The organism is Mycolicibacterium sp. HS_4_1, from assembly GCF_054515875.1.
In genome coordinates this window covers 2,810,397-2,822,674 of sequence record NZ_CM137261.1, presented here as the reverse complement: position 1 = coordinate 2,822,674, position 12,278 = coordinate 2,810,397, and the positions used below count along the sequence as shown (strand labels likewise).

Annotated in this window: 13 protein-coding genes; 2 read left to right on the top strand and 11 right to left on the bottom strand. The window is 67.2% G+C overall.

Annotated features, from left to right (window positions below; translation table 11 throughout):
- Positions 1 to 19: 19 nt before the first annotated feature.
- From ACX12F_RS13505 to ACX12F_RS13455, 11 genes are all read right to left on the bottom strand, one after another.
- Positions 20 to 850, bottom strand: coding sequence for an enoyl-CoA hydratase (locus tag ACX12F_RS13505; RefSeq protein ID WP_459370028.1), 831 nt, complete (start codon positions 848 to 850; stop codon positions 20 to 22).
- A 44-nt stretch (positions 851 to 894) separates the two neighbouring features.
- Positions 895 to 1,260 (bottom strand): thioredoxin, encoded by a 366-nt coding sequence (trxA, locus tag ACX12F_RS13500; protein ID WP_459370027.1) that lies wholly within the window; start codon positions 1,258 to 1,260, stop codon positions 895 to 897.
- 45 nt (positions 1,261 to 1,305) lie between these two features.
- Positions 1,306 to 2,406: an NADH:flavin oxidoreductase gene (locus ACX12F_RS13495; RefSeq protein WP_459370026.1), complete on the bottom strand. Its 1,101-nt coding sequence runs from the start codon at positions 2,404 to 2,406 to the stop codon at positions 1,306 to 1,308.
- A 62-nt stretch (positions 2,407 to 2,468) separates the two neighbouring features.
- Positions 2,469 to 3,167, bottom strand: coding sequence for a DUF8548 family protein (locus ACX12F_RS13490; protein WP_459370025.1), 699 nt, complete (start codon positions 3,165 to 3,167; stop codon positions 2,469 to 2,471).
- 127 nt (positions 3,168 to 3,294) lie between these two features.
- On the bottom strand, positions 3,295 to 3,669 hold the full coding sequence (locus ACX12F_RS13485; protein ID WP_459370024.1) for a metal-sulfur cluster assembly factor: 375 nt from the start codon (positions 3,667 to 3,669) through the stop codon (positions 3,295 to 3,297).
- Entirely contained in the window at positions 3,666 to 4,154 is a 489-nt protein-coding gene (gene sufU, locus ACX12F_RS13480; protein WP_459370023.1) for a Fe-S cluster assembly sulfur transfer protein SufU, read from the bottom strand. The genes ACX12F_RS13485 and sufU overlap by 4 nt, the downstream gene beginning before the upstream one ends.
- Positions 4,151 to 5,395: a cysteine desulfurase gene (locus tag ACX12F_RS13475; protein WP_459370022.1), complete on the bottom strand. Its 1,245-nt coding sequence runs from the start codon at positions 5,393 to 5,395 to the stop codon at positions 4,151 to 4,153. Before ACX12F_RS13475 ends, sufU begins: the two co-directional genes overlap by 4 nt.
- A 1-nt stretch (position 5,396) precedes the next feature.
- The gene (gene sufC / locus ACX12F_RS13470) at positions 5,397 to 6,164 is read right to left on the bottom strand and encodes a Fe-S cluster assembly ATPase SufC (protein ID WP_459370021.1); all 768 of its coding nucleotides are present in this window, start codon (positions 6,162 to 6,164) and stop codon (positions 5,397 to 5,399) included.
- Complete coding sequence (gene sufD, locus ACX12F_RS13465) at positions 6,161 to 7,342, bottom strand: Fe-S cluster assembly protein SufD (protein ID WP_459370020.1); 1,182 nt, start codon at positions 7,340 to 7,342, stop codon at positions 6,161 to 6,163. The genes sufC and sufD overlap by 4 nt, the downstream gene beginning before the upstream one ends.
- Before the next feature lie 31 nt (positions 7,343 to 7,373).
- Positions 7,374 to 8,801: a Fe-S cluster assembly protein SufB gene (gene sufB, locus ACX12F_RS13460; protein ID WP_459370019.1), complete on the bottom strand. Its 1,428-nt coding sequence runs from the start codon at positions 8,799 to 8,801 to the stop codon at positions 7,374 to 7,376.
- The gene (locus ACX12F_RS13455; RefSeq protein WP_459370018.1) at positions 8,798 to 9,601 is read right to left on the bottom strand and encodes a helix-turn-helix transcriptional regulator; all 804 of its coding nucleotides are present in this window, start codon (positions 9,599 to 9,601) and stop codon (positions 8,798 to 8,800) included. The genes sufB and ACX12F_RS13455 overlap by 4 nt, the downstream gene beginning before the upstream one ends.
- Before the next feature lie 52 nt (positions 9,602 to 9,653).
- On the opposite strand from ACX12F_RS13455, the gene mptB reads away from it, so the two are divergent.
- Positions 9,654 to 11,333: a polyprenol phosphomannose-dependent alpha 1,6 mannosyltransferase MptB gene (mptB, locus tag ACX12F_RS13450; protein ID WP_459370017.1), complete on the top strand. Its 1,680-nt coding sequence runs from the start codon at positions 9,654 to 9,656 to the stop codon at positions 11,331 to 11,333.
- Positions 11,330 to 12,259: an ABC transporter ATP-binding protein gene (locus ACX12F_RS13445; RefSeq protein WP_459370016.1), complete on the top strand. Its 930-nt coding sequence runs from the start codon at positions 11,330 to 11,332 to the stop codon at positions 12,257 to 12,259. The genes mptB and ACX12F_RS13445 overlap by 4 nt, the downstream gene beginning before the upstream one ends.
- Positions 12,260 to 12,278: the final 19 nt, after the last annotated feature.

Genomic DNA, 12,278 nt, shown 5'->3' with positions numbered 1-12,278 from the left:
CGGGGCCGTGGGCACCGGTCTATTTGTCGTCTGTGAAGACCGCGGGTCGTTTCTCGGCGCGCGCGGCAACCGCCTCTTCGAAGTTGGCGGTGAGCAGTCGGATGAAGAGCTGACCCAGGCCTTCGGCCTGCATATGGCTCTCCAGACTACCGGCGTCCAGTCCACTCCAGAGAGTCCGCTTGGTCAATTCAATTCCCGGGCGAGAAAACGAGCCGATGCGCTCGGCCATGTCGAAGCAGGTTTGCAGGAGCTGATCGTCGGCCACGGTGCGTGACACCAGACCGATCCGCTCGGCCTCCTGGGAGTCGATGTCCCGGCCGGTGAGCATCACCTCGAACGCCCGCGACGTGCCGATGGCCCGCGGCAGCAGGTACGACAGGCCCAATTCGCTGGCCGTCAGACCGTTGTTGATACCCGCCGCGCGAAAGTAGGCGCCCTCGGCGGCGATGCGGATGTCGCACGCCAGCGCCAGGCACAGGCCACCACCGATGGCGGCGCCGTTGACTGCGGCGATCACCGGTTGGTGCAGCTTGCGCAGGGCGAGGATGACGTCGTCGAGCACTTCCATGGAGCGCAGCGCGAACGTCGGGCGGGTGAGCCCGGCCACGTGCGGCACCGAGCCGGCCGACTTGTGGTCGGCACCCGACGAGAATCCCCGCCCGGCGCCGGTGAGGACAACCGCCCGGACGTCGTTGTCGTGGCTGACCTCGTCGAGTGCCGTCTTCAGCGGAACCATGACGTCGAAGGCCATGGAGTTCATCCGCTCCGGGCGGTTGAGGGTGACCAGTGCGACGCCGGGGCGCGGACGGTCGACGAGTACCAGTGGGGTCTGTTCGCTCACGCCCTGCACGCTAGCGGGTGCGCAATGTCACACCCGCCGGCAGTGCAGATTGCTCAGATGTCGGTCGTCGCGCTGTCGTTGGCCATCGCGGCGTCGACGTCGAACTGCTTGATCTGGCTGATGACCTCGTCGAGTTGGTTCGCCGCGAGCATGCCCGAGTGCCGGAAGACCAGCTGCCCCTTCTTGAAGGCCATGAGGGTCGGGATGGCCTGGATCTCGGCCGCGGAGGCCAGACCCTGCTCGGCCTCGGTGTCGACCTTGGCGTGGAAGACGTCGGGGTGCTTCTCAGACGATGCGGTGAACGTCGGAGCGAACGCCCGGCACGGCCCGCACCATGACGCCCAGAAGTCCACCAGCACGATGTCGTTGTCGCTGATGATGCCGTTGAATTCGGCGGCGGTGATGTCCTTGGTGCTCACGCTTCTCCCAACGTTGCGGTATACCTGCTTGTTCCCAGTATCTGGTCAGCTCAACCGTGCCAGTGCACTGGCCGCGTCGTAGCCATTGAACCCGTCCAAGGTGCCGGTGCGCAGGCGGTTGACCCAACCGGGGTCCGCGAGCAGTGCCCGGCCGATCGCGATCATGTCGAACTCGCCCGCGTCGAACTGTTCCACCAACTGGTCCACCGGTCCCGGCTCGATGACCTGGCCGGGCTTCTCGGACCGGAATGCGGTCTGCAGGCCCACCGAACCGACCGCGATGACGGGCGTCCCGGTGACCTTCTTGGTCCAGCCGGCCAGCGTGAGGGCCGGGTCGGCGGCGGGGAACGCCGGCACGTAGTGCCGGCGGGTCGAGGGATGCAGCGCGTCGACCCCGGCATCGACCAGCGGTGCGAGCAGTTCCTGCAGCTGCATCGGGTCGTCGACCAACGTCGCGTTGTAGTCCGTGCCCTTCCACTGCGAGAAGCGGTAGATGATCGGGTAGTCGGGGCCGACCGCGGCACGCACCGCGGCGACCACCTCAGCCGGGAAACGGGTCCGGTTCAGGGCCGAGCCGCCGTATTCGTCAGTGCGCAGATTCGTTCTGGTCCACAGGAATTGGTCCAGCAGATAGCCATGAGCGCCGTGCAGTTCGACCGCGTCGAAACCCACCTCTTTGGCGTTGCGCGCCGCCTCGGCGTACCACCGGGCGACGGCCGGCAGCTCGTCGGCCTCCAGCGCCCGGCCGATCTGCTCGCCGAGACCGTTGACGCCCGACGGGCTGACCGGGGCCACCCCGTCGCGGTCGCCACGCTCGGCGCCCTGATGCCACAACTGGGCGGCGATGGTCGCGCCGTGGCGGTGCACCGCGCTCGTGACGTTGCGCCAGCCATCGAGCGCTGCGGCACCGACAAGGGTCGGGATGTCCTGCGAGCCGGCCGCCGACGGGTCACCCAGCCGCACGCCTTCGGTGATGATCAGGCCGACGCCGCCGGCAGCCCGACGGGCGTAGTACTCCGCCACGTCGCGCCCAGGGACGCCTCCGGGCGACGCCTGCCGGGTCATGGGAGCCATTGCGAACCGGTTGGGGACGGTCAGGTTCCGCAGGGCCAGTGGGGCGAAGAGTCCAGATGCATCGACGGTCATGAGCCTATGCAACACCGTGACGCCTCAACCGATTCCGCCGGGCTGCCGGTCAGTTATCGCTGTCACGCGGTCGACGGCAGCTCCGGCGCGCGGCGTGCTTCGAACCGCCAGATCGCCTGGCGCAGCGCATCGGCGTGCCAGCCTGCCGCGTCCGCCACCGCGACGAGGAGCCCCGCCGTGTCGATCGGGCCGTCGTCACCAATCTCGCGCGCGACGTATCCCGCGACCGTCGGATCAGCGCCGGGCAGTTCCGCCAGCATCAGCAGGAAGCGCCACGTGAAGCCCGACCGCTGCCCGGGCACCGCGCACCACGCCCGCTTGGCCTCCTTCGCCAGCTCGGGGTCCGCGGCAATCACCCGCAGGTCCTCGGTGGTGGTGATCCCCAGCGCGACAAAGGCTTGCGCCACCTCGGTCAGCGCCACCGATCGCAGCGGTGCGTCCTTCCTCGTGGACGTCGGTCGCCGATTACCGATCTGGGCGGCCCACCGCTCCGGGCCACCCAATGCCTCGACGTTCGCGAGCAGTTCGGGTGCGCCGTCGGTATCGGCGTCACCGCCTTGCCCGGCCCGGTAGCTGCGGTACCGCTCGACGATCTTGTCGACGGTGAGGTGCCGGGCGCCGGTGACGTAGATGGCATCAATGATGCAGAGCGCCAGCGAATCTGGATAAGCGTTCGGATATCCGAACTTCGAGGGCCAGCCGGCTGGATCGCCGAGATCGCGTTCGCACGCAGCCTGCAGTCGTTCGATGTCAGCGTTCATCGTGTTGCCTTCCTATCGCAGCGGACCGAAGTGGTCCTGTTGCGCTGGAAGCTAGAGAAGGCGACCGACAAGAATGCCGCGAAGAGGCCTCAGAATTGAAAGTTATCCACAGGCGAGAACCCGTGAACTAGACGGTGAAGCCCAGCGCCCGCAGCTGCTCGCGACCGTCGTCGGTGATCTTGTCCGGGCCCCACGGCGGGTTCCAGACCCAGTTCAGCTTGAGGTCGCTGACCAGGCCCGCGCCCACGAGGGCCGTCCGCGACTGGTCCTCGATCACATCGGTCAACGGACAGGCCGCCGACGTCAGCGTCATGTCCAGCTTCACCACGGTGCCTTCGTCGCCTTCTTCGAGGGTCATGCCATAGACGAGACCGAGGTCGACGACGTTGATGCCGAGCTCGGGGTCGACGACGTCGCGCATGGCCTCTTCGACCGCATCGAGCAGTTCGGGGTCGTCGACCACGTTGGGTGCAGTGGTGCCTTCTGTTGTGGCGTCAGTCATCGCTTGTCCTCCACGGTGGTGCCGGCGGATGCCAGCGCAGTGTCTTTGGCGCTCGCCTCGGCGAGCGCGGCCTTGAACGCGGTCCAGCCCAGTAGCGCGCATTTCACGCGCGCCGGGTACTTGGCGACACCGGCGAACGCGATGCCGTCACCCAGCACATCCTCATCCCCCTCAACGTTGCCGCGGGAGGAAATCATCTCGGTGAACGCACCGACGGTTTTGAGTGCCTCGTCGATGCTCTGGCCGATCACCTGGTCGGTCAGCACCGACGTCGACGCCTGGCTGATCGAGCAGCCCTGGCCGTCATACGAGATGTCGGCGATGGTCTCGCCATCGTCGGACAGCGTCACCCGCAGCGTCACCTCGTCACCACAGGTCGGGTTGACGTGGTGCACCTGCGCGCCGAACGGCTCGCGCAGCCCGCGGTGATGCGGGTGCTTGTAGTGGTCCAGGATCACTTCCTGGTACATCTGTTCCATTCTCATGCAAAGAACTCCACAGCGCGTTTGACTCCGGCTACCAATCGGTCGACCTCGTCGAGGGTGTTGTACACCGCGAACGACGCCCGGGCCGTCGCGGCGATACCGAACCGGCGGTGCAATGGTGCCGCGCAGTGATGCCCGACGCGGACGGCGATCCCGTCATCGTCGAGGATCTGGCCGACGTCGTGCGCGTGCACTCCGTCGAGCACGAAGCTGACGGGGGAACCGCGGTGCTCGGTGGTGGTCGGCCCGATGATCCGCACCTGCGGAATCTGGGTCAGCCCGTCCAGCGTGGCGGCCACCAGTTCGCCTTCGTGCGCCTCGACGGCAGCCATGCCGATCGCGTCGAGATAGCGTGCGGCAGCGGCCAATCCGACGACCTGCGAGGTCATCGGGGTACCGGCCTCGAACCGCTGCGGTGCCGGCGCGTAGGTCGCCGATTCCATGGTGACGGTCTCGATCATCGACCCGCCCGTGAGGAACGGCGGCAACGCGTTCAGCAATGCGCGACGGCCGTACAGCACGCCGATCCCGGTGGGCCCCAACATCTTGTGGCCCGAGAACGCCGCGAAGTCGACGTCGAGGGCGTGGAAGTCGATGGGCTGGTGCGGCACCGACTGGCAGGCGTCCAACACGGTCAGCGCACCGACGGCCTTGGCCCGCGACACCAGCTCCGCGACCGGGGCGATGGCGCCGGTGACGTTCGAATGATGAGTGAAGGCAACGATTTTCACCCGCTCATCGAGCTGCAACGAATCCAGGTCGATGCGGCCGTCATCGGTGACCGAGTACCAGCGCAGCTCAGCGCCGGTCCGGCGAGCCAGCTCCTGCCACGGGATCAAGTTGGCGTGGTGCTCCAGTTCCGTGGTGACGATGACGTCGCCCGGGCCGACCACGCGGTCGAACCGGTTGTCCCCCACCGCATACGACACCAGGTTCAGCGCCTCGGTGGCGTTCTTGGTGAACACCAGCTCATCGTCGTCGGCGCCGACGAACGCCGCGATATCGGCGCGGCCCTGTTCGTAGGCGTCGGTCGACTCCTCCATCAGCTGATGCGCACCACGGTGCACGGCGCCGTTGGAAGTGGTCAGAAACTGCCGCTCGGCATCGAGGACCTGCAGCGGCTTCTGCGATGTCGCCCCGGAATCCAGGTACGCCAAGGTGTTTCCGCCGCGCATAACGCGGCCGAGAATCGGGAAGTCCGCCCTGATCCGCGTCAGGTCGAGATCAACTGACGCGGTCATGTCAGGCCTCGGCAGCCGCGGTGGTGTAGCGCTCGTAGCCGTTCTCTTCGAGCTCGTCGGCCAGCTCCGGACCACCGGAGGTGATGATGCGGCCGTCGAAGAAGACGTGCACGAACTGCGGGCGGATGTAGCGCAGGATGCGGGTGTAGTGCGTGATCAACAGGACGCCACCGTGCTCGGCCTCGGCGTACCGGTTGACGCCCTCGGACACGACGCGCAGCGCATCGACGTCCAAGCCGGAGTCGGTCTCGTCCAGGATCGCGATCTTCGGCTTCAGCAGGCCCAGCTGCAGGATCTCGTGGCGCTTCTTCTCACCACCGGAGAAACCTTCGTTGACGCTGCGCTCGCCGAACGCGGGGTCGATGTCGAGCTCGGACATGGCCGTCTTGACCTCTTTGACCCAGTGGCGCAGCTTGGGGGCCTCGCCTCGGACCGCGGTCGCGGCAGTGCGCAGGAAGTTCGACATCGAGACGCCGGGCACCTCGACCGGGTACTGCATGGCCAGGAACAGGCCGGCCCGCGCACGCTCGTCGACGCTCATCTCCAGCACGTCCTGGCCGTCCAGGGTGATGGAGCCGGAGGTGACGGTGTACTTGGGGTGGCCGGCGATGGCGTACGACAGCGTCGACTTGCCAGAACCGTTGGGGCCCATGACCGCGTGCGTCTCGCCCGACTTCACGGTCAGGTTGACGCCCTTGAGGATCGGGACGTCGGCACCGTCGGGTGCGGTGACCGAGACGTGCAGGTCCTTGATTTCCAGTGTGGTCATGAGTTGTTGCGTCCTTCAGTCAGTTCAAGTTCGTGTTCGATGGCGGCGGTCAGGCGGTCGCGAACTTCCGGCACGGCGATCTTCTGGATGATCTCGCCGAAGAAGCCCCTTACCACCAGGCGGCGGGCCTGGTCCTCCGGGATGCCGCGGGCCTGCAGGTAGAACAGCTGCTCGTCGTCGAAACGTCCGGTGGCGCTGGCGTGTCCGGCGCCGACGATCTCGCCGGTCTCGATCTCCAGGTTGGGCACCGAGTCGGCGCGGGCGCCGTCGGTGAGCACCAGGTTGCGGTTCACCTCGAAGGTGTCGGTACCGGTGGCGGCGGCCCGGATCAGCACGTCGCCGATCCACACCGTGTGGGCGTCGGCCTTCTTCGAGTCCGGATCACCTTGCAGCGCACCCTTGTACAGCACATTGGAGCGGCAGTTGGGTACCGCGTGGTCGACCAGCAGGCGCGACTCGAAGTGCTGACCCTCGTCGGCGAAGTACAGGCCGAGCATCTCGGCGTCGCCGCCGGGACCCAGGTAGCGGGTGCGCGAGGTCAGCCGCACGACGTCGCCGCCGAGGGTGACCGCGACGTGCCGCAGCACGGCGTCCTTGCCCAGCGTGGCGTGGTGGGTGCTCACGTTTACCGCGTCGTCGGCCCAGTCGGCAATCGACACGACGGTCAAACGTGCCGCGTCACCGACGACGAATTCGATGTTGTCGGCGTAGGTTCCGCTGCCACTCTGGTCGATGACCACAACGGCCTGGCCGAGCTCGCCGACCCGCAGCTGCAGGTGGCCGTACGCGGTCTTGCCCTCACCGGGGCCGGCGATAGCGATCTCGATGGGCTCGGCGACCTGAACGTCGCGCCCGACGGACACCACAGTGGCCTCGGTGAACGACGAATAGGCCTGTGCGGCAACACGGTCCGCAGGCACGCCACCCTGGCCCAGCCGCTCGTCGTCACGGCCGACGGTCTCGACCGTGACTCCGTCACGCTCCGAAACCTCGATGCGCGCGGCGCCGGTGGCCTCGGCCGAGCCGTCATGCAGGCCGTGCAGACGCTTCAGCGGCGTGAACCGCCACAGCTCGTCGCGGCCGCCCGGCACCTCGAAAGCGTTGACGTCGTAGGACGTGAACAGCTCACCCTTGTTGGCGACGATGCCTTCCGTCGCCTCAGTCAGATTCGAACTCACAGTTGTCTTTCCCGTCGCTTCGCTCGCCCCACTAGCCGACCGCGCCTTCCATCTGCAGCTCGATCAGCCGGTTGAGCTCGAGCGCGTATTCCATTGGCAGTTCCTTGGCGATGGGCTCGACGAAGCCGCGCACCACCATCGCCATGGCTTCGTCCTCGGTCAGGCCGCGGCTCATCAGATAGAACATCTGGTCCTCGCTGACCTTCGAGACCGTGGCCTCGTGACCCATCGTGACGTCGTCCTCACGGATGTCGACGTACGGGTAGGTGTCCGAGCGGCTGATGTTGTCCACCAGCAGCGCATCGCATTTCACGCTCGACCTGGAGCCGTGCGCACCCTTGTTGACCTGAATCAGGCCGCGGTATGACGAGCGGCCGCCACCACGGGCCACCGACTTCGACACGATGTTGCTCGACGTGTTCGGCGCCAGGTGCACCATCTTGGCGCCGGTGTCCTGGTGCTGGCCTTCGCCCGCGAACGCCACCGAGAGCACCTCACCCTTGGCGTGCTCGCCGGTCATCCAGACCGCCGGGTACTTCATGGTGACCTTGGAACCGATGTTGCCGTCGATCCACTCCATGGTGGCGCCGGCCTCGGCGCGGGCCCGCTTGGTGACCAGGTTGTAGACGTTGTTCGACCAGTTCTGGATGGTCGTGTACCGCACGCGCGCACCGGGTTTCACCACGATCTCGACGACGGCCGAGTGCAGCGAGTCCGACTTGTAGATCGGCGCGGTACAACCCTCCACGTAGTGCACGTAGGAGCCCTCGTCGGCGATGATCAGCGTCCGCTCGAACTGGCCCATGTTCTCGGTGTTGATCCGGAAGTAGGCCTGCAGCGGGATGTCGACGTGCACGCCCGGCGGCACGTAGATGAACGAGCCACCCGACCACACAGCGGAGTTCAGCGCGGAGAACTTGTTGTCACCAGACGGGATCACGGTGCCGAAGTACTTCCTGAACAGCTCCGGGTGCTCGCGCAGACCCGAGTCGGTGTCCAGGAAGATGACGCCCAGTGCCTCGAGGTCTTCGCGGATCTGGTGGTACACGACCTCGGACTCGTACTGCGCGGCGACACCGGCGACCAGACGCTGCTTCTCGGCCTCCGGGATGCCCAGGCGGTCGTAGGTGTTCTTGATGTCCTCGGGCAGTTCCTCCCAGGACGTGGCCTGCTTCTCGGTCGACCGCACGAAGTACTTGATGTTGTCGAAGTCGATGCCGTCGAGGTCGCTGCCCCACCGCGGCATGGGCTTCTTGTCGAAGATGCGCAGCGCCTTGAGCCGGAAGTCGAGCATCCACTCGGGCTCGCTCTTCTTGCCGGAGATGTCGCGGACGACAGCCTCGTTCAACCCTCGGGTCGCGGAGGCTCCTGCGACATCGCTGTCGGCCCAGCCGTAGCCGTACGTGCCCAGGGAGGCAATGGTCTCCTCCTGGGTCAACTGTTCCGGGGTGGTCGTCATTGCGACACTCCTTCTTCTTGGGTCGCGGTGTGGATGGAGTGGACTGCGTGCTCGGGGATCACGGGGACGTGTGTCGTACACGCACAATCTCCGTTGACGATGGTGGCCAGGCGTTGCACGTGGGTGCCGAGGACCTCGGCGAACGCTTCGCGCTCTGCGTCGCACAGTTCCGGGAACTCCTCGGCGACGTGCGAAACCGGGCAGTGGTGCTGGCAGATCTGCACCCCGCCGATGGGCCCCGTCACCGGGGTCGTCGTGGTGGCGTAGCCGGCCTTGGTGAGCGCCGCGGCCACCCGGTCCGCGGTGTCGGTGACGTCGTCGGCCGCGGTGACACCCGCGAGGATCGAGTCGATACGACGCCGGGCGAACGTGCGAATGGCATCGTCGCCGCCGAGCTCGCGCAGCTGGCGCATGGCGGCCGCCGCCAGGTCGTCGTAGGTGTGACCGAGCTTGGCGCGGCCGGCCGCGGTCAACCGGTAGCGCTTGGCGGGCCGGCCCCGGCCGTTGTGCTGCCACGCGGCGGCGGCGCTGGACTCAGCGTCGCCGGCATCGATGAGCGCGTCGAGATGACGCCGCACACCGGCCGCGGAGATGCCGAGCCGCTCGCCGATCTGGGTCGCGGTGACGGCCCCTTCCAGCAGCAATTGCACGATGGCCGACCGGGTGTGACCGTCTGAAACCGCCGTCGCCGACGCCACCGCAGTCGCGGTGCCGGCAGCTTCAGGAGCTCCAGACGGCAATTTCACAACACCATTGTGACGGAATTCAGAAACTGAATCTAGGAAGGTAACCCTTATCACCGGCGCAGTGGAGTTCGGCGATGCCGAACAGGCCTACGGCTAATCTGCTCTGATGCCCGACCGCCTTCAGCACCTGAGCACGGCCGTCGCGCATTGGCATGCCGACGAGCCGTCCGTCGGCTACCCGCTCAACGACTCCGAGATCGCCTCGCTGCGCCGGACCCGGCGGTTCGGCGCCACCGGAACGGTACTGATGGCCATCGGAGCGCTCGGCGCCGGCGCCCGGCCCGTCGTGCAAGATCCGACGTTCGGGGTCCGCCTGCTGAACCTGCCGTCGCGGATCCAGACCGTCTCGCTGACCATGACGACCACTGGTGCCGTCATGATGGCACTGGCCTGGTTGATGCTGGGCCGCTACACGCTGGGCAGACGCCGGATGTCCCGCAGCCAGCTGGACCAGACGCTCATGCTCTGGGCGCTGCCGCTGCTGATCGCCCCGCCGATGTACAGCAAGGACGTCTATTCCTATCTGGCGCAGAGTCAGATCGCCCGGATCGGCCTCGACCCCTACCGCGTCGGCCCCGCCACCGGCCTCGGACTCGACCATGTGTTCACACTGACGGTGCCCAGCCTGTGGCGCGAAACACCGGCCCCCTACGGGCCCCTGTTCCTGTGGATCGGGCGCGGCATATCGGAACTGACGGGCGACAACATCGTCGCCGGAGTCCTCTCGCACCGGGTGGTCGTACTACTCGGCGTCGCGGCCACGGTGTGGGCAACGCCACGCCTGGCCCGTCGCTGCGGTGTCGCCGAAGTCAGCGCCCTGTGGCTCGGACCCTGTAATCCCCTGCTCTTCATGCACCTCATCGCAGGCATCCACAACGAAGCGCCCATGCTCGGGCTGATGCTGGCCGGCACCGAATTCGCCATGCGCGGCATCGATTCCGGCCGTCCGCTCATCCCGCGACCACTCAGCTGGCCACGGCACCGCGACGACTGGGCCGCGTGGTGGCCGATGACGATGCTGCTCACCGGCACCGTGCTGATCGCCATGTCGTCGCAGATCAAGCTGCCGTCGCTGCTGGCGCTGGGGTTCGTGGCGATGGCCCTCGCCCGCCGGCTGGGCGGGACGGTCAAGGCCTTCTTCCAGGCCTGCGTGCCGTTGGGCGTGGTCGCGCTGGCTGTCATGGCACTCATCGGCTGGGCCAGTGGGCTGGGCTTCGGCTGGCTGTTCACCCTCGGCACCGCGAATGTGGTGCGGTCGTGGATGTCGCCGCCGACGCTGGTCGCCCTCGGCACCGGCCAGGTCGGCATTCTGCTCGGGCTCGGCGACCACACCACCGCGGTGCTCGGGCTGACCCGCGGGATCGGTGTCTTCGTCATCGGCGTGCTGGTGACCTGGCTGCTGCTGTCGGTGCTGCGCGGTCGGCTGCATCCGCTCGGCGGCCTCGGCGTCGCCATGGGTGCGACAGTCCTGCTCTTCCCCGTGGTGCAGCCCTGGTACCTACTGTGGGCGATCATCCCGCTGGCCTGTTGGGCCACTCGGCCGGGCTTCCGCGGCACCACCATCGTGGTGACGTTCGTCGTCGGCGTCTTCGGTCCGACGGCCAACGGCGACCGGTTCGCCCTCTTCCAGATTCTCGACGCCACCCTGGCCAGCACGGTCATCGTGCTGCTGCTGATCGCAGTCACCCGCAACTACCTGCCGTGGCGCGGATTGCCGGAAACCGATAACGGTGACGCCCCTGGTAGCGCCTCTGCCAGGCCCGACGCTTACGCTGAGTCCCCGTGAGTTCTTCAGAGACGCCCGTACTGCTGCGCGGCGTCAGCAAGCGCTACGGCGATATCCAGGCCGTGAACAACCTGGACCTCGAGGTGCACCGCGCCGAGGTACTGGCTCTGCTCGGGCCCAACGGGGCCGGTAAGACCACCACCGTCGAAATGTGCGAAGGCTTCAACAAACCCGACTCGGGCAGCATCTCCATCCTGGGCCTGGACCCGACGGCAGACAACGCCAAGCTGCGCGCACGCATCGGCGTGATGCTGCAGGGCGGCGGCGGATATCCCGCCGCCAAGGCCGGCGAGATGCTGAATCTGGTGGCGGCGTACTCGGCCAACCCGCTGGATCCCCAATGGCTGATGGACACCCTCGGCCTCACCGAAGCCGCGCGCACCACCTATCGCAGGCTGTCCGGCGGCCAGCAGCAGCGCCTGGCGCTGGCCTGCGCCATCGTCGGACGTCCCGAGCTGGTGTTCCTCGACGAGCCCACCGCCGGGATGGACGCCCACGCCCGAATTGTGGTGTGGGAGTTGATCGAAGGTCTGCGCCGCGACGGCGTGACCGTCGTACTCACCACGCACCAGCTGACCGAGGCCGAGGAACTGGCCGACCGCATCGTGATCATCGACCACGGCGCTGCGGTGGCTGCCGGCACTCCCGCCGACCTGATGCGCGGCGGCGCCGAGAACCAGCTGCGCTTCTCCGCACCACCCAAACTGGACCTGTCACTGCTGGTCTCTGCCCTGCCCGAGGGCTACCGCGCCAGCGAAGCCGCCAGCGGCGAATACCTCGTGGAGGGACAGATCGATCCGCAGGTGCTGGCCACCGTCACCGCCTGGGCCGCCCGGCTGAACGTGCTGACCACCGACATGCGCGTCGAGCAGCGCAGCCTCGAGGACGTGTTCCTCGACCTGACCGGACGGGAGCTGCGGTCATGAGTACCGAGCGAGTAGCGGA